Source organism: Pseudomonas sp. PS01297 (assembly GCF_029959305.1).
Lineage (GTDB): Bacteria > Pseudomonadota > Gammaproteobacteria > Pseudomonadales > Pseudomonadaceae > Aquipseudomonas > Aquipseudomonas helleri.
On sequence record NZ_JASCPQ010000002.1, the window covers coordinates 134,598 to 152,259 of the forward strand.

13 protein-coding genes are annotated in these 17,662 nt (G+C 56.3%); 4 read left to right on the top strand and 9 right to left on the bottom strand.

Annotated elements, in window-relative coordinates:
• The first annotated feature begins 274 nt into the window (after positions 1 to 274).
• From QMX84_RS01615 to QMX84_RS01630, 4 genes are all read left to right on the top strand, one after another.
• The gene (locus QMX84_RS01615) at positions 275 to 2,953 is read left to right on the top strand and encodes a hypothetical protein (RefSeq protein WP_282362952.1); all 2,679 of its coding nucleotides are present in this window, start codon (positions 275 to 277) and stop codon (positions 2,951 to 2,953) included.
• A 164-nt stretch (positions 2,954 to 3,117) separates the two neighbouring features.
• Positions 3,118 to 3,342 carry a hypothetical protein gene (locus QMX84_RS01620; RefSeq protein ID WP_048367167.1) on the top strand — a complete coding sequence of 75 codons (225 nt, stop codon included), beginning with the start codon at positions 3,118 to 3,120 and terminating at the stop codon, positions 3,340 to 3,342.
• A gap of 191 nt (positions 3,343 to 3,533) precedes the next feature.
• Complete coding sequence (locus QMX84_RS01625; protein ID WP_153330969.1) at positions 3,534 to 4,853, top strand: OprD family porin; 1,320 nt, start codon at positions 3,534 to 3,536, stop codon at positions 4,851 to 4,853.
• 162 nt (positions 4,854 to 5,015) lie between these two features.
• Positions 5,016 to 6,461: a sensor domain-containing diguanylate cyclase gene (locus tag QMX84_RS01630; protein WP_282362953.1), complete on the top strand. Its 1,446-nt coding sequence runs from the start codon at positions 5,016 to 5,018 to the stop codon at positions 6,459 to 6,461.
• 716 nt (positions 6,462 to 7,177) lie between these two features.
• Here the strand turns inward: QMX84_RS01630 and lpxC are convergent.
• From lpxC to murD, 9 genes are all read right to left on the bottom strand, one after another.
• Complete coding sequence (gene lpxC, locus QMX84_RS01635; protein WP_048367172.1) at positions 7,178 to 8,089, bottom strand: UDP-3-O-acyl-N-acetylglucosamine deacetylase; 912 nt, start codon at positions 8,087 to 8,089, stop codon at positions 7,178 to 7,180.
• Between the two features lie 112 nt (positions 8,090 to 8,201).
• Positions 8,202 to 9,416 carry a cell division protein FtsZ gene (ftsZ, locus tag QMX84_RS01640; protein ID WP_048367173.1) on the bottom strand — a complete coding sequence of 405 codons (1,215 nt, stop codon included), beginning with the start codon at positions 9,414 to 9,416 and terminating at the stop codon, positions 8,202 to 8,204.
• 71 nt (positions 9,417 to 9,487) lie between these two features.
• The gene (gene ftsA / locus QMX84_RS01645) at positions 9,488 to 10,747 is read right to left on the bottom strand and encodes a cell division protein FtsA (RefSeq protein WP_048367176.1); all 1,260 of its coding nucleotides are present in this window, start codon (positions 10,745 to 10,747) and stop codon (positions 9,488 to 9,490) included.
• Positions 10,748 to 10,762: 15 nt separating this feature from the next.
• Positions 10,763 to 11,629, bottom strand: a complete 867-nt coding sequence (locus tag QMX84_RS01650) for a cell division protein FtsQ/DivIB (RefSeq protein WP_048367179.1) — start codon at positions 11,627 to 11,629, stop codon at positions 10,763 to 10,765.
• A gap of 4 nt (positions 11,630 to 11,633) precedes the next feature.
• Positions 11,634 to 12,590: a D-alanine--D-alanine ligase gene (locus QMX84_RS01655; protein WP_153335591.1), complete on the bottom strand. Its 957-nt coding sequence runs from the start codon at positions 12,588 to 12,590 to the stop codon at positions 11,634 to 11,636.
• On the bottom strand, positions 12,587 to 14,047 hold the full coding sequence (gene murC, locus QMX84_RS01660; RefSeq protein WP_048367183.1) for a UDP-N-acetylmuramate--L-alanine ligase: 1,461 nt from the start codon (positions 14,045 to 14,047) through the stop codon (positions 12,587 to 12,589). The genes QMX84_RS01655 and murC overlap by 4 nt, the downstream gene beginning before the upstream one ends.
• Positions 14,040 to 15,110, bottom strand: a complete 1,071-nt coding sequence (gene murG / locus QMX84_RS01665; protein ID WP_262126377.1) for an undecaprenyldiphospho-muramoylpentapeptide beta-N-acetylglucosaminyltransferase — start codon at positions 15,108 to 15,110, stop codon at positions 14,040 to 14,042. The genes murC and murG overlap by 8 nt, the downstream gene beginning before the upstream one ends.
• Positions 15,100 to 16,311 carry a putative lipid II flippase FtsW gene (gene ftsW, locus QMX84_RS01670; RefSeq protein ID WP_262126447.1) on the bottom strand — a complete coding sequence of 404 codons (1,212 nt, stop codon included), beginning with the start codon at positions 16,309 to 16,311 and terminating at the stop codon, positions 15,100 to 15,102. Before ftsW ends, murG begins: the two co-directional genes overlap by 11 nt.
• A complete protein-coding gene (gene murD / locus QMX84_RS01675; protein ID WP_282362954.1) occupies positions 16,311 to 17,657 on the bottom strand; it encodes a UDP-N-acetylmuramoyl-L-alanine--D-glutamate ligase in 1,347 nt (448 codons plus the stop codon). Before murD ends, ftsW begins: the two co-directional genes overlap by 1 nt.
• Positions 17,658 to 17,662: the final 5 nt, after the last annotated feature.

Consider the following 17,662-nt stretch of genomic DNA (forward strand, 5'->3'; position numbering starts at 1 on the left):
TCAGTTAAGTAACGAAGTTTTCCAGCGCACTTTTATTTATTAGCGCCAAAACAACAACTTAGACAGTCACTTAACGTCGCCTGGGCATTTACTGCGGGCATCGCCGTACGAACTTATACCCAAGTCACGACTACTAACATCACGAAAAAAACCAAACTAGAAGCATTATAAAATCGGCAAAAGCTTCAGACACCTATCAGAAGCACCAGTAGAAATACCCTATGCCTGTCGATAGGCTTTTAATTTGCCCCACTCATTAAGAGCCATTATCACCATGAAAAAAATATCAAATAAGACACCTGATTATAATTTATCCACCTGGATGACCGACCTCGGCAGCAGTCTCGACAATTTAAAACTACACCAGCTCAGCCTCCCCTCTACACACAATGCTGGGATGGATAAAAAAGGGATATCAGGCCCTGTAGAGGGCTGGGTAACTTGTCAAAATGATACTTTTCCTTTCCAGATCGCACAGGGTGCGCGCGTGTTCGATTTGCGTGTCAATGCAAGAGTTTTCAATGGCACGTTATATGGATTCGATTTTTTCCACGGGCCCTTTTCATCTAACCGATCTGTACTGGGGCTCATTAAAGACTGCAATGCATTTTTCAAAAACGACTACAACTCAAAAAAACACGAACTCATTATTTTACATTTTCAAGAATTTAAAAACTTTCGACCCAGCGACTATGAGCGTTTGCTAACACAACTGACTCAAGGGTTTTCAGGCACTGACAGTTCAACAAAAATTGTGCCCAGATCTGCCTCCGACTTAACACTCGGGGACATTCGCACCCGCTACGCAGGCCACAACATTATCATCGCGACGAACGCGTTTGGCGCACAGCCTGCGATCTGGAGTAACATCCCACACTACTGGGTAGGCAAGGACATTCCCTCCGAGCAAGAACTTGATATCTATATTGATAAGAATACCGTTGAGACCTATAAATCCAAGCTATGGTCATTGCAAGTCGTCAGGTATAAAAAACTCTATGGCGCCATGGACATTTCAGACTACATCAACAAAAAATTCGAGCCTCACGCTCAAGCATTAATTAACAGCAACATCATTAATGTGGATTTTATTGAAAACTCTTCCATTGTCCCCTACTGCATCAGCGCCAACCTGTATAAATCTGAACGACTGAATGACAAAGAGCCCCCGTCTCAGCCCACCGTTTACAATGAATTCTGGCATGGCGGGTGGAGCACCTATTTCATAAACTTCAATGCCTCTACTGACAATTTTGGTGTTGACCACTACCTCTACTCACTCAATGGTGGAGATGAAATCAAGCTTGATAACCTTCGCACCCCGCAGCAACAGCTAGAGTTCGAGGTCCGCAAAGGACAGGAGTACGAATTTAAACTGTATGCCGTCGACGTGGCCGGTAACCGTTCAACGCCATTGGTCAAACCCCTTAAAGGAATGGATCCACCAACAGAGAGCGATAAACCGTTGCCCCCTGAAATTGTTTATTCTCAGCGTGACGGCAAATATGCGTGTTCAATGCTTATCAAGCACTCCATCTATAATGCCGATCACTATATTTTTGAAATTTATGCTGAAAAAGACATTGTAGACGGCAAACCCGTAGGAGAGCCTATTCTACGTAATACCGCCTCTCGCTGGGCATTAGGTGTGGTGTTTAGCAACCTCCCCAACTATGACGCCTACTTGATAACCGCGCATGCAGTCAACAGTTTCGGACTGACTAGCGATTACGCCATCAAGCGCATTAACGCCTATCAACCCAGTGTGACGCCTCCGCCCTCGCCGTCCAATCTGAACACTTCATATGACCCGATCACTCAGCAATTAACGGTTAATTTTGACGGTGGGGAAATTTACCGCACCCACACGTTGATCATTAAAACGGATACCGAAAAAACCTATGAATCTTTCTACAGCGGCAACACTATACCCGTGAATCGTTCATGGGACTATACCCTGACTCTGTTCGCCGTAGACCAAGAGGGTAACCAGTCCACCTCAATCACCTATCCCGGCAGTACAAAAGAAACCAGCAGCCATGCAACAACACCTATCAATGGGCAAACAGTACTTCGCCAGGAACTCACTACTGGCGTTACCACCTGGAAGGGCAGCCATAACATTGTCAAATATAAAATCCACCTTTACGACACCAAGGATGTTCAAGGCGGGGAAAGCGGTGTGGACGGAAAAATTATCGGACAACCGCTTCGAGAAGCATTTTATGCTGGCAGCGATCTGACTTATACGTTTGATAACTTAATCCCTCTCAAAAATTATCATGTGTTTGTCTGGGGTATTAATGCCTACGGAACCAAGGGAGCAAGAGCCTACAATTCCAACTATACCTTTATGTATGGTGATCCAGTCTGGGATCAGGAATACCCCACGGTGCCTGCCAACCTGCTGTGCCTCTATCGCTACAGGGAAGGTAGACTCTACATTTTCTGGAACGCTTCTTCGGACAATCGTGGAATATCGCACTACGAAGTAATCATTAACAATCAACTCTACAAGGTACTAGACCCTCCAGTCCTGGGCGCTCTTCAAACCACTGTCTCACTGGCTAAAAATATTAACTATGAAGTATATGTTTATGCTGTTGATAGCAGTGGCAACCATTCGAGAACAGCCGCGTTCCACGCAAATACCTCCAACAAGGACACGCCTTCTTATCGCCCTACCAAAGAATCAATAGGTTTTACCTACGTTCAATTCGGCATTGCAACGTTCGCTTGGCAATACATACATTTCTCAGAGGTCATAAATTTAATCTTAGAGGAACAGGACACGGGCACCAAGCAACACGTACGAGTGACTGGCACTACCACCAAAGCTTCGGTGCCGAATCTAGTGCCGGGCAAGATGTACAACACCGAGCTATATGGCACAAACAGCTATGGGGTAAAGGGCGAATCCACACTTAACACATTCTTTATGCCAAACACTTAAGGTCATGAGGTTTTGAGGCAGCCGGGCGTTGCTTGCCTGTCAATCTACGCCAGTTTGTTACTTAAATCGCAACAGTCCTTGTACGGAATGACGCTGTTTCAATCCCCGTCGGCACTATAGATTTAGCCCATCACACAACACTTGCTCTGCAAGAAGGTCCTGAAATGTCCACCAGTATGGGTATGGCTAGCGTTTTCGTTTTGTCGTCTATGATGTTGTCGCCTCTGGCCATGGCAGAAGAATCCCCTGCGTTCATCGCCAAGAACGAGGCCCGCGCAGCGGCCTTTGAACAGCGTCAAACCGAGCTCGCTGCCAGCCATCAAAATGATGTCAAATCCCAGCAAACACAGGTCAAAGTCAGCCCGGCAGATGAACCAAAAGACAGCTGATTTCACGTGCAAATATTTCCCGACCCAGTCAGTCTGATGACACGCATGTGACTGATTGTTTCAAAAGCCGCTATGATAGCGGCTTTTTTTTGTTTTAAAAAAAGGCGCACAGACCGTGAAGCGCCTACAAATAAGAACTGAATTCTCAAAGAAAATAAAAACTGCCGTCACTTTAAAGGAGCAACCGACTGATGAAACAAGCGCTGAAACTCAGTCCCCTATTCATCGCACTGACTGCAACGATCCCTCTGATTGCACAGGCAGATGACGACACCTCAAAAGAGGGGTTCATCGACGGCTCGACCCTCGACCTGCATCTACGCAACTACTACATGAACCACGACATCCACAGCCCGGACACCCATGACGGCAAGGAGTGGGGCCAAGGTTTCATTGCCAAATTCGCCTCGGGCTACACGCCTGGCGTGGTCGGTTTTGGTCTGGATGCCTACGCCATGCTCGGCCTCAAGCTGGATGGCGGTGGCGGGACCAGCGGTAGCAGTATCCTGCCGATCGGTGGCGGCAACGGTAATGCGCCCACCGACTTTTCGTCGGGCGGTGCGGCGCTGAAAATTCGTGCGTTTGATACCGAACTGAAAGCCGGTGACCTGTTCATCACCAACCCGGTGATCGCAGGCGGTGAAACCCGCATGCTGCCGCAAACGTTCCAGGGCATCAGCCTGACCAACCACAGCTTTGCGGGCTGGATGCTGGAAGGCGGTCAAGTTACTTACGACAAGCCCTACAACCAGAGCGGCATGCGCCGTCTGACCACCACCTACGGCAACCTGAACGACCAGACCACCAAGCACCTGACCTGGGCTGGCGTAGCCTTCAGCGGCATCCCGGGGGTCACCAGCAACCTGTATGCCTCGCAGTTGCAAAACGTCTGGAACCAGTACTACTACGATCTGGACTACACCCATTCGCTGAGCAACGGCATCACCCTGAACCCTGGCTTCCACTACTACCACACGCAGGACACAGGCAACGCGCTGCTGGGCGCCATCAACAACAACACCTTCAGCCTGCACTTTGCAGTGGGGATGGACGGGCACAAAGTCACCGCCGTGTACCAACGCGTCAACGGCAACACGCCGTTTGACTACATCAACCAGGGCGACAGTATTTACCTGGATAACTCGCAGCAGTATTCGGACTTCAACGGCCCGAACGAACGCTCGTGGAAACTGCAATACGAGTATGACTTTGCTGGCCTCGGCATCCCTGGCCTGACCACCAGCGCCTCGTATTCACGCGGTGAAGTGGACCTGACCAAGGCGGATCCGAACAGCATCGGTTACAGCAACTGGTACAACCCCAACGGCAAAAACGCGTTCCACTGGGAGCGTGACCTGAGCGCCAAATACGTGGTTCAGGAAGGCAAGGCCAAAGACTTGGGCTTTACCCTGCGCTGGGCAACCAACCGTGGAAACGCGGCGTATGAAACAGTCGATCACAATGTCGATGAATACCGCGTGATTGTTGACTATCCTCTGAACATCTTTTAAATCGTGACCTTAAGGCCAGCTTTTTAGCTGGCCTTAAACCTCCAGCGCTGTACCTTAGAGGCAGGCACGATTTATAGCCTTGAGGGTAAAGCCATTAAGTATTCTGCGCGCACTCCTGTCATTACCCGCCGCACATTGATCGGGGCAACGACATTTTCAGCCTTGGTCATTCTCGGCATCGTCAGCTATTTGCTGGTCCGGGAATACCGCAACACCGAAGAAGATGCCAAGCGTTCCGCCCTGAACATCGTGCAACTGATCAATCGCGACATTCGCAATACCTTCTCTATTTATGACTCCGCACTGATTAACCTCATCGACCTGCTGCACACCCAGGCCTTGGCGACGCTGCCTGCCCAGACCCGGCAATCCCTGCTCTTCGACAGAACCAACGAAGCACCCTCATCTTTCGGTTTTTTTGTACTGGATGCTCAAGGCAAGCTGATTGCCCGCTCAAAACCAGTCGTCAGCATCCCCGCGAACGCCACCCAACAACCTTGGTTCAGCGTGCAACAAAACAGCACCCGCGATGAGCTGTTCATCAGTCACCCCTATCTCGCCAGTTCAGACAGCCCCGAATGGATCATCTATCTCAGTCGCAGACTGGTGGCTGAGGACGGGACTTTTGCCGGGGTCGCTGTCGGAAAACTGAAAATATCGTATTTCCAGAATCTGTTTAGAGGCCTGGACATTGGCCCCAGTGGCAATATCAGCTTGCTCGACACGGATGGCACGCTGATGTTGCAGTACCCGCCGACCAGTAAAATCTCAATCGGCCAGGACCTCAGCCAGGCGCCCAACTTCCGGCGTTTTTTAAATGAGCGCTTTGGCAGTTTTATCGCCATGTCCGGCATTTATCACCACGAGCGCCTGTACACCTTCGCTCAGGTGCACGACCTGCCCATTATCGTGGTAGTGGCGATAGCGGCCTCGAGCATTTTCAGTAATTGGCAGCACACGGCGTTAGTGATCGGCAGCGTCACGCTACTGTTATGCCTGGGCCTGTTGTGGCTGACCTGGCTGCTGATTCGCGAATTGAATTTGCGCCTTCATGCCGAGCGTGATCTAGCCGCCTTGGCGTCAACCGACCCGCTGACCGGGCTGGCCAACCGCCGCACACTGGACCGGGCCCTGGATCTGGAATGGCGCCGGGCGCAACGCACAGGCTGCCCGCTGTCGCTGGTGATGATAGATATTGACCACTTCAAGGCTTTCAATGATCTCTACGGCCATCAGGCAGGGGATGAAGCCATCCGCCAGGTCGCCGCCGTGATCAAGGCCCATGTGCGCCGCCCTTCTGACTTGGCGGCCCGTTACGGGGGCGAAGAGTTTGCCGTGGTACTGACCGAAACTGAGGCGGCCAATACGCGCCTGCTGTGCGAGAAACTCCGCCTCGCCGTCGAGCAAATGCCCCCGGTGTTACCGGAGCATAAAAAGCTGACCATCAGCTTGGGCTCGTGCACCCGCTATGCCAAGCCGGGTGAAACCCAGGACGCGTTGTTGAGCGCTGCTGACAAGGCGTTGTATCAAGCCAAGAAGGCCGGACGCAACCGAGTCGTGAACATCAATGAGACGGGGTTGAATGCGGTGAAACCGCCATTGGTGTAGGCGAGCCCCCCATGCACATGACCTTTGACGGCAGCTGCGATCTTTAAGATCAAAAGATCGCGAGCAAGCTCGCTCCTACAAATGTGCACCGCCCGTAGCAGTTGACGAGCTTTGCAAGGCTACGTCCGATTTGTAGTCGCTGACGAGGCACGAAGGCTGCGATGGGTGGCGAAGCTGCCCCATCCAAGATCAAAAGATCGCGAGCAAGCTTGCGCCTACAAATGTGCACCGCCCGTAGCAGTTGACGAGCTTTGCGAGGCTACGTCCGGCTTGTAGCCGCTGCCGAGGCACGAAGGCTGCGATGGGTAGCGAAGCTGCCCCAGCCAAGATCAAAAGATCGCGAGCAAGCTCGCTCCTACAAATGTGCACCGCCCGTAGCAGTTGACAAGCTTTGCGAGGCTACGTCCGATTTGTAGCCGCTGCCGAGGCACGAAGGCTGCGATGGGTGGCGAAGCTGCCCCAGCCAAGATCAAAAGATCGCGAGCAAGCTTGCGCCTACAAATGTGCACCGCCCGTAGCAGTTGACGAGCTTTGCGAGGCTACGTCCGGCTTGTAGCCGCTGCCGAGGCACGAAGGCTGCGATGGGTGGCGAAGCTGCCCCAGCCAAGATCAAAAGATCGCGAGACAAGCTCGCTCCTGCACATTTACGTTAGACACCAGTCCAAAAAAAAGACCACCCGAGGGTGGCCTTCAAAAACTAGAGAATGAAGTTTTACTTAAACTGCCGCAACCGGACGCATGTACGAGATCGGTGCAGTGCTGGCGTCTTCAAAGGTCACGACTTCCCATGCATCGGTCTGCTCAATCAGCTTGCGAAGCAGCTGGTTGTTCAGGGCATGGCCAGACTTGAAGCCTTTGAACTCACCAATCAGGCTATTGCCCAACAGGTAGAGATCGCCAATGGCGTCGAGGATTTTGTGCTTCACGAATTCGTCTTCGTAGCGAAGGCCGTCTTCGTTCAGTACACCATCGGAGTCGACTACGATCGCGTTTTCCACGCTGCCGCCGAGTGCGAGGTTGTGCTTGCGCAGGTACTCGATGTCACTCATGAAGCCAAAGGTACGCGCGCGGCTGACTTCTTTTACAAACGAAGTGCTTGAGAAATCCACGCTTGCACTTTGGGTGCGGTTACGGAAAACCGGGTGATCGAAATCGATCTCGAAGCTCACCTTGAAGCCTTCGAAAGGGACGAAAGTAGCGCGCTTGTCGCCATCTTCCACTGTCACTTCACGCAGGATACGGATGAACTTCTTCGGCGCGTCCTGTTCTTCCAGGCCGGCAGATTGAATCAAAAACACGAAAGGTCCGGCGCTACCGTCCATAATCGGGACTTCAGACGCGGAGAGTTCGACGTAGGCGTTATCGATCCCAAGGCCAGCCATGGCCGAGAGCAAATGCTCTACCGTGTCTACTTTTACGTCGCCGTTGACCAACGTGGTCGACATCGTCGTCTCGCCGACGTTTTCCGCGCGAGCAGGAATCTGCACCACAGGGTCAAGGTCTGCACGACAAAACACGATGCCGGTGTCCACAGGCGCAGGCTTGAGGGTCAGGTAGACCTTCTCACCGGAGTGCAGGCCGACACCTGTGGCACGGATAATATTTTTCAGGGTGCGTTGTTTAATCATGGCATTGGCCGCTTCAGCGCAAATTGCGAACTGGTATCAACAAAGGCTGGCGATAATAGCAGACCGAGCCTTTGCTGAACACCAATCACCTGAATCCCCCTGATTGATTTCATTAATCAGCCTGACGACGCAGGAATGCCGGGATGTCCAGGTAGTCCAGATCATCTTGCGGATTCAGCTTCGCAGCCGCTGTTGCGCCATGCTGAGCCTGATTACGCATCACGGTTGGGCGGTCCAGGTCACGGTAGTTAACCGCTGGCAGCTCCTGACGCTCGACACGCGGTTCTTGACGCGAAGGCGCTGGCTGGGCCGAAGCCGTTGCGTACGATGCCTGAACGGTGTTGTCGATAACCTTGACCGGCTTCTCGATTTTCGCGCCCAGACCGGTAGCAACCACGGTCACGTGCAGTTCGTCGCGCATGTCCGGATCGATAACCGTACCGACCTTGACCATTGCGTGTTCAGAAGCGAACGCTTCGATGATGCTGCCCACGTCGGAGTACTCACCCAGAGACAGGTCAGGACCGGCAGTGATGTTTACCAGGATGCCGCGAGCGCCTTCCAGGTTCACGTCTTCGAGCAACGGGTTACGGATAGCCGCTTCGGTCGCTTCACGTGCACGGTTAGGACCGCTGGCGCAGCCAGTGCCCATCATTGCCATGCCCATTTCGCTCATCACGGTGCGCACGTCGGCAAAGTCGACGTTGATCATGCCCGGACGCTTGATGATGTCGGAGATACCGCGAACGGCACCGGCCAGTACGTCATCGGCCTTGGCGAAAGCCGACAGCAGGCTGGCGTCTTTACCGAGGATGGTCAGCAGTTTTTCGTTCGGAATCGTAATCAACGAGTCAACGCTTTCGGACAGCAGACGAATACCTTCGTCAGCGATCTGCATGCGCTTGCGACCTTCAAACGGGAACGGACGTGTCACCACCGCAACGGTGAGGATGCCCATTTCCTTGGCCACTTCGGCAATGATCGGCGCAGCACCGGTACCGGTACCACCGCCCATGCCCGTGGTGATGAACACCATGTTGGTGCCCTGCAACACTTCAGCGATGCGCTCGCGGTCTTCCAGAGCGGCCTGACGACCGACCTCAGGATTGGCGCCAGCACCCAGGCCTTTGGTCACACCGGTGCCCAATTGCAGGATGGTACGCGCGCCAATGTTCTTCAGCGCTTGTGCGTCAGTGTTGGCGCAGATGAATTCCACGCCTTCGATGTTGCTCTTAACCATGTGGTTAACAGCATTGCCACCGCCACCACCAACACCGATAACTTTGATTACCGGGCTCTGCGGGATGTTGTCTACGAGTTCGAACATGGTCCCTCTCCTTACATTCTCTAGTTATTTCGCCTACTTCTACTGCTTTTGAATCTTTTACTGCTCAAGCTTTAAAAGTTGCCCTGAACCCAGCGCTTGAGGCGCTCGAACACAGGGGCTTTTTGTTCTTCACTGCTGTAGCTGTCGCGGTTGCTGATACCCGATATGGAAATACCGTCTGACTGCTTTTGCAGCCCGTACAGCAACAAGCCCACAGCGGTGGAGTAAATCGGGTTGCGCACAACGTCGGACAAGCCTTTGAAGCTGTGCGGTACGCCCAGGCGAACCGGCATGTGGAAGATCTCCTCCGCCAGCTCGACAGCGCCTTCCATTTTCGAAGTGCCACCGGTCAGCACGATGCCGGCCGGGATCAGGTCTTCGTAGCCGCTGCGACGCAGCTCTGCCTGGATCAATGTGAACAATTCGTCGTAACGCGGCTCAACCACTTCGGCCAGGGCCTGGCGGGACAGCTCGCGCGGAGGACGGTCGCCCACGCTCGGTACTTTGATGGTTTCACCCGCGCTGGCCAGTTTGGCCAGTGCGCAGGCGTAACGGATTTTGATTTCTTCGGCATACTGGGTCGGGGTACGCAACGCCATCGCGATGTCGTTGGTGACCTGATCGCCCGCAATCGGGATCACCGCAGTGTGACGAATAGCGCCTTCAGTGAAGATCGCGATATCCGTGGTGCCACCGCCGATGTCGACCAGGCACACGCCCAGCTCTTTCTCGTCATCGGTCAATACCGAGTAAGCCGACGCCAGTTGCTCGAGGATGATGTCATCCACCTCAAGGCCACAGCGACGCACACATTTCTCAATGTTCTGCGCAGCATTTACCGCGCAAGTCACCACGTGCACTTTGGCTTCCAGACGTACGCCCGACATGCCCAGCGGCTCACGAACGCCCTCCTGGTTGTCGATCACGTAGTCCTGCGCCAAGGTGTGCAACACACGCTGGTCTGCCGGAATGGCCACTGCCTGGGCAGCGTCAAGTACGCGCTCAAGGTCAGCCGTGCTCACTTCACGATCACGGATGGCAACGATGCCGTGGGAGTTCAGGCTGCGGATATGGTTGCCCGCAACGCCGACGAACGCCGAGTGGATCCGGCAACCGGCCATCAGCTGCGCTTCTTCAATCGCGCGCTGGATCGACTGCACGGTGGACTCGATGTTGACCACCACGCCCTTCTTCAGGCCCCGGGACGGATGCGTGCCAATACCGACGATTTCGATCGTGCCGTCTTCACCAACCTCGCCTACCAGCGCCACCACCTTGGAGGTACCGATATCGAGACCAACGATCATTTTGCCGCTTTGCACATTTGCCATGGGTCCTGCCTCTTCTTAATTCTTCGCGACAGCGGGTTGGGCTATCGTGGGTGCCACAGGTTCCCGCCAGCCGACGGCCAATCCGTTGGCATAACGCAAATCAATGCGCGCAATGTTTGTAATCTGTTCTTTCAGCGTTTTTTCATAGATGGCTATGAAGCGACGCATTTTTTCTACCAAGTGATCGCGCCCCAACAGCAGCTCGATCCCAGGCCCTGCACTGCCGGCTCCGGTGGTCAGGAACCAGCTACCGCGCTCACGCAATTCCAGCCGGGCAATTGAAAAACCCATCGGACGCAGCATCTGGCTCAACACCTGATACTGCTGCATCACTTGCTGCTGGGCCCGTTGTGGGCCAAACAGCTGCGGCAAATGTTCGTAGTTGGCCAGCTCACGCGGGGTGAACGCCTGGCCCTGGTTATTCAGCAATGCTTCATCGCCCCAGCGCGCAACCGGCAGTTGCTCTTCAAGGCGAATCACCACTTGGTCCGGCCACACCCGACGGACTTCGGCGTGAGCAATCCATGGCATTTGTTCCAGCTCAGTGCGCATGCCTTCCAGATCGACCGTGAAGAAACTCGCAGCCACATAAGGAGCAATACGCTGTTGCACGGCCTGCTGACTGATGTAGGTCAAGTCACCCTGCACATTGATGTTGGTGATCGGGCGGTCCGCGTACGGCATCAGGCGTTGTGCGCCTTCGTACGTACCGAACCCCAGGGCCACCAGCAACACAGGCCAAAACAGCACTTTCAAAAAGCCAAAATTGGCTTTTGGCACACGCACCGACATCGGCTCTTTAGCCACCATCCGGCTGGCACCCCGTGGCACCGGCTTGCGGCCGGGGACAGGTTGCTGATGACGAAGCGATGCGCCTGGCATGGTCTTAACCTCGTGACTCAACACTGGCGGCCAGAATCGACAGCACCAGTTGTTGGAAATCCAGACCCGCCGCCTTGGCCGCCATCGGCACCAGGCTATGGTCGGTCATGCCCGGCGCGGTGTTGACCTCAAGCAGCCAGAACTGGCCATCGACGTCTTGCATCACGTCCAGACGGCCCCAACCGGCAATCCCGATCGCCTCACAGGCTTTGGCCGTGAGTTCCATCAGCTCTTGCTCTTTGTCGCTATCAAGGCCGCACGGAATCCGGTACTGAGTATCCTCAGACACGTATTTGGCGTCGTAGTCGTAGAACGTATGCGGCGTGCCCAGTGCGATAGGTGGCAACACTTGGTCACGCAGGGTGGCGATGGTGAACTCAGGACCGTGGATCCATTGCTCAACCAGCACTTGCGAGTCGTACTTACTGGCGTCAGTCCAGGCGACGATCAATTCGTCTGCACTGTTCACTTTGGCCATACCGATACTTGAACCTTCATGGGCCGGTTTGACGATCAAAGGGAAGCTCAGTTCCTTCGCCGCAGAAATACAATCGGCTTCGCTGCTCAACACGGCGTGACGCGGCGTTGGAATCCCCAGGCTGTGCCACACCTGCTTGGTGCGCAGCTTGTCCATGGCCAAGGCCGACGCCAGAATGCCGCTGCCGGTGTAAGGAATGCCCAAGCATTCCAGCAGGCCTTGCATGCTGCCGTCTTCACCGCCACGACCGTGGAGGATGATAAAGGCGCGGTCGATTTTTTCAGCAGTGATACGGCTGATGAAGTCATCGCCCACATCGATACCGAAGGCATTCACACCTGCGTCCAGCAGTGCCTTGAGAACGGCATTACCCGATTTCAGGGACACTTCACGTTCAGCACTTTTGCCGCCAAAGAGCACCGCTACCCGGCCGAAATCGGCGGGGGCGATGGTCGAAAACAGCGTGGCGTAGGCAGCAGTCATTTCAGTTTCCCCTCGTTGGCAGCGATCACAGCGCCGGCGAACAACGGACTTTTAATCAGTTGCGGTGCCAGACGGCCGATATCGCCCGCCCCTTGGCACAACAGAATGTCGCCCGCACGCAGCAGCGGCTTGACGATCGGCGCCAGCTCAACGCCGCGCTCGATGTAGATCGGGTCCAACTGGCCACGCTGACGGATGCTGTGGCACAGCTGACGGCTGTCCGCGCCCGGAATCGGCTCTTCGCCCGCCGGGTAGACTTCCATCAACAGCAACACGTTGGCGTCGGCCAGCACTTGCACGAAATCGTCGTACAGGTCGCGGGTCCGGCTAAAGCGGTGCGGCTGATAGACCATGACCAGGCGGCGCTCAGGCCAGCCACCGCGCACGGCTTTAATCACTGCAGCAACTTCGGTCGGGTGGTGACCGTAGTCGTCCACCAGCATCACGCTGCCGCCGTCGACTGGCAGTTCGCCGTAGACCTGGAAACGTCGACCCACGCCCTGAAAGCCCGACAAGCCCTGAACGATGGCTTCATCGCTGATGCCTTCATCGGAGGCAATGCAGATGGTGGCCAAGGCATTCAGCACGTTGTGGTTGCCCGGCATGTTGACCGACACATCCAGCGGCTCGCGATCTGGGCGCAGCACGGTAAAGAAGGTTTGCATGCCCTGCTGGCGCACATTGATTGCGCGCACGTCAGCGGCTTCGCTGAAGCCGTAGGTCACGGTTGGACGTTTAACCAGCGGCAGGATTTCACGCACCACCGGATCGTCCAGGCACAGCACAGCCAAGCCGTAGAACGGCAGGTTGTGGAGGAACTCGACGAAGGTTTTCTTCAGTTTGTTGAAGTCGCCTTCGTAGGTCGCCATGTGGTCGGCGTCGATGTTGGTGACGACCGCAACCAGCGGTTGCAGGTGCAGGAAGCTGGCATCGCTCTCGTCAGCTTCAGCGATCAGGTAACGGCTGGTGCCCAGCTGGGCATTGGTGCCTGCTGCATTCAGACGGCCACCGATCACGAACGTCGGGTCCAGGCCACCGGCCGCGAACACCGAGGCCAACAGGCTGGTGGTGGTGGTTTTGCCGTGCGTGCCGGCAACGGCGATGCCGTGGCGATAGCGCATCAGCTCAGCCAGCATTTCGGCCCGTGGCACTACCGGAATGCGGCGCTCAAGCGCACTGGCGACTTCCGGGTTGGAGGTGTTTACAGCGCTGGACACCACCAGTACATCGGCGTTGGCAGCGTTCTCGGCACGGTGGCCGATAAAGATGTGCGCGCCAAACGACTCAAGGCGTTCGGTGACAGCCGATGCATTGAGGTCAGAGCCCGACACCTGATAGCCCAGGTTCAGCAGTACCTCAGCGATCCCGCACATGCCCACGCCGCCGATACCGACGAAGTGGATACGACGGATACGGCGCATTTCCGGTTGCGGCATGGCTTTTTGATTCTCAACCATTGGCCACCTCCAGGCAGATGTCGACAACGTTACGGGTGGCATCAGGTTTGGCCAGGCGACGCGCGTTGGCCGCCATGCTGTTGAGTCGTTCCGGTTGCATCAATACCTCTGTCAGGCGAGCCGCCAGTTCGGCCGCGCCAGTTGTCGCTTGCGGCATCAGGAAGGCCGCGCCCTCCCGTGCCAAAAAGTCAGCATTACGGCTCTGATGGTCATCAATCGCGTGGGGCAACGGCACCAGCAGCGAAGGCAGACCGGCCGCAGCCAGTTCACTGACGGTCAACGCGCCTGCGCGACAAACCACCAGGTCGGCCCAGCCATAAGCGTGGGCCATGTCTTTGATGAAGGGCTGAACATCCGCCTCGACACCGGCCGCGGTGTAACGCTGGGCGGTGATTTCATCGTGTTTTTTGCCCGCCTGATGAAACACTTCAGGGCGCAGCTCAGCCGCTACGTTGGCCAAGGCTTCAGGCAGTAATTTGTTCAGGGGCTCGGCGCCCAGGCTGCCGCCCAGCACCAGCAAGCGCGCCTTGCGCCCTTCGAGTGCAGCGCGGGGCGCCAGGGTGAACAGTTCGGGGCGCACCGGGTTGCCGGTAGTGCGCAGCTTGTCCGAAGCAGCAAATGTCTGCGGGAAGGCTTCACACACACGGCTCGTCATCGGCACCAACAAACGGTTGGCGGTACCGGCCACGGCGTTCTGCTCGTGAATGATCACCGGCACGCCGCAGGTTTTGGCCGCCAGGCCGCCCGGCCCGGTCACATAGCCGCCAAACCCGAGCACGCACACGGGCTTGAGTTGGCGGATGATTGTGCGTGCCTGGAACAAGGCCTTGAGCAACACAAACGGTGCTTTGAGCAGCGACAGTTTGCCTTTGCCACGCAGGCCCGTGACGTTGATCCGGTGCAGGGTAAAGCCTGCCGGTTCAACCAGTTCGTTTTCGATGCCTCGCGGTGTTCCGAGCCAGTGCACGGTGTAGCCACGCGCTTCAAACTCACGCGCGCAAGCCAGCGCCGGGAACACATGCCCGCCGGTGCCGCCCGCCATGATCAGCACATTAGCGCCCATGGTTCGGCTCCTCTGCGAAGTCGCTTTCTTTGAAATCGGTCTCTTCGCTGCCCAGGTGGGTTCGACTCTCCCACTCGATGCGCAGCAACAAACCCATACACACACAGCAAATCACCAACGAACTGCCGCCATAACTGAGGAATGGCAAGGTCAGGCCTTTGGTCGGCAGCAAACCGACGTTTACCCCGATGTTGATCAGGAACTGGCCGATCCACAGGAACGACAAGCCGTACGCCATGTAAGCCGAGAAGTATTGTTTGGCGCGCTCTGCCCACATGCCGATGTACATGCCGCGCACACAGACGAACACGAACAGCGCCACGGTCAGCAACGAACCGACCACGCCGAGTTCTTCAGCCAATACCGAGAACACGAAGTCGGTGTGCGCTTCGGGCAGGTAGAACTGCTTTTGTACGCTGTTGCCCAAGCCCACCCCGAACCACTCGCCGCGACCGAACGCGATCAGTGCCTGGGTGAGTTGATAGCCCGAACCAAACTGGTCGGACCATGGGTCGGTAAAGGTAATCAGACGCGCCATCCGGTACGGCTGTGCTTGAACCAGCACGAACACCGCGCCCACTGCCAACGCCACCATCAATGCGAAGCGGAACAGGCCCACACCGCCGAGGAACAACATGGCCGCCGCTGCGCCCATCATTACGACGGTGGCGCCGAAGTCAGGCTCCATCAGCAACAGACCGGCCATGGGCAGCAACACGATGAAGGGCTTGAAGAAGCCCATCCAGCTGTCGCGCACTTCCTTTTGCTGACGCACCAGGTAGCCGGCGAGGTAAATCACCACAAACACCTTGGCGATTTCCGAAGGCTGCACGTTAAAGAAGCTGAAACCGATCCAGCGCATCGAACCGTTGACCTCACGGCCAATGCCCGGCAGCAACACCATGACCAGCAAGCCAAAGGCGCCGATCAGCAACATGAAGCCCAGACGCTGCCAGGTCGCAATCGGCACCATCATGGTCATGATGCACGCGCCCAGACCGAGCACGATGTAAAACAGGTGCCGGATCATGTGGTACAGCGTGTTACCCGACTGCAACGCCGCCACTTCGGACGATGCCGAGGTGATCATCACCAGCCCCAGGCCCAGCAGCGCCAGGCAACCGGCCAGCAGCGGGAAGTCGAGGTCTATGCCACGGCCCGTGATCAAGGGCGAAGGATAAGGTTTGAGGAAGCCGAAGATCATGCCAATGCCTCCACTGCGCGCGCAAAGAGGTGGCCGCGTTCTTCGTAATTTTTGAACATGTCAAAGCTGGCGCACGCGGGCGACAGCAGTACCGCGTCACCTGGGCGAGCCTGTGCACGGCTTTGCTCAATGGCGTCGTCCAGCGAAGTGGCCCGAATTTGCGGAACCGCATCACCCAACGCATCAGCGATCAGACCGCTATCGCGGCCCATCAACACCACGGCGCGGCAGTGTTTGGCGACGGAATCGCGCAGGCCGCTGAAATCAGCGCCCTTGCCGTCACCGCCGGCGATCAGGATCAACTTGCCGTCCATGTCCGTACCCAAGCCTTCAATGGCGGCCAGGGCAGCACCGACGTTGGTGGCTTTGGAGTCGTTGTAATAGCTCACGCCGTCCAGTTCGCGGACCCATTGGCAGCGATGTTCGAGACCGGCAAAAGTGCGCAGGCTCGACAGCATGGCGTCGAAAGGCAAGCCCACGGCATGCCCCAGCGCCAGCGCAGCCAAGGCGTTGGCCTGGTTGTGTGCGCCACGGATTTTTAATTCACGCACAGGCATCAGGTTCTGGAATTCGAAGGCCAGGTATTTTTCGCCCTGCTCTTCGCGCAGACCGAACGCCTTGAAATCGGGAACGCTCAAGCCGAACGACCAGCACGGCAGGCCTTCGCCCATCAGCGGACGGGTCAGCGCGTCCTGACGGTTGAACACCACTTGGCGAGCGCCACGGAAAATCCGGTGCTTGGCCAAGTGGTACGCCGGCAGGCCGCTGTAACGGTCCATGTGGTCTTCGCTGATGTTAAGCACGGTGGCGACTTCGGCGCCGAGATCGTTGGTGGTTTCGAGCTGGAAGCTCGAGAGTTCCATCACGTACAACTCGATGTCATCGCTGAGTAGGTCCAGCGCCGGGGTGCCGAGGTTGCCGCCCACGGCCACACGCTTGCCGGCCGCCGCGGCCATTTCGCCCACCAGCGTGGTCACAGTGCTCTTCGCGTTGGAACCACTGATTGCCACGATGGGCGCTTTTGCGTTACGCGCGAACAGGTCGATGTCGCCCGACAGTTTCACCCCACGGGCAGCGGCCGCTTGCAGCGCAGGCGTCGCCAGAGCCAGGCCGGGGCTCACGTAGAGCTCGTCGGCGCGGCACAGGAACTCGACGTCCAGCTCGCCACAACGCACGTCCACCTGCGGATAGTCACGGCGCAGCGTGGCCAGCTCCGGGGGATTTTCCCGCGTGTCTGCCACGGCAAACGACACACCCCGGCTCGCCAGAAAGCGTACCAGGGACATGCCGCTCTTGCCGAGGCCGACAACGATGCGGAAGTGGTCAGAAGCGATCAGAGACACAGGTT

What these genes read in the sequence shown, in the direction of transcription:
- QMX84_RS01625 (WP_153330969.1), top strand. Translation starts at nt 3,534, where the DNA reads ATGAAACAAGCGCTGAAACTCAGTCCCCTATTCATCGCACTGACTGCA.
- lpxC (WP_048367172.1), bottom strand. Translation starts at nt 8,089, where the DNA reads ATGATTAAACAACGCACCCTGAAAAATATTATCCGTGCCACAGGTGTC.
- ftsA (WP_048367176.1), bottom strand. Translation starts at nt 10,747, where the DNA reads ATGGCAAATGTGCAAAGCGGCAAAATGATCGTTGGTCTCGATATCGGT.
- ftsZ (WP_048367173.1), bottom strand. Translation starts at nt 9,416, where the DNA reads ATGTTCGAACTCGTAGACAACATCCCGCAGAGCCCGGTAATCAAAGTT.
- QMX84_RS01615 (WP_282362952.1), top strand. Translation starts at nt 275, where the DNA reads ATGAAAAAAATATCAAATAAGACACCTGATTATAATTTATCCACCTGG.
- QMX84_RS01655 (WP_153335591.1), bottom strand. Translation starts at nt 12,590, where the DNA reads ATGACTGCTGCCTACGCCACGCTGTTTTCGACCATCGCCCCCGCCGAT.
- murC (WP_048367183.1), bottom strand. Translation starts at nt 14,047, where the DNA reads ATGGTTGAGAATCAAAAAGCCATGCCGCAACCGGAAATGCGCCGTATC.
- QMX84_RS01650 (WP_048367179.1), bottom strand. Translation starts at nt 11,629, where the DNA reads ATGCCAGGCGCATCGCTTCGTCATCAGCAACCTGTCCCCGGCCGCAAG.
- QMX84_RS01620 (WP_048367167.1), top strand. Translation starts at nt 3,118, where the DNA reads ATGTCCACCAGTATGGGTATGGCTAGCGTTTTCGTTTTGTCGTCTATG.
- murG (WP_262126377.1), bottom strand. Translation starts at nt 15,110, where the DNA reads ATGGGCGCTAATGTGCTGATCATGGCGGGCGGCACCGGCGGGCATGTG.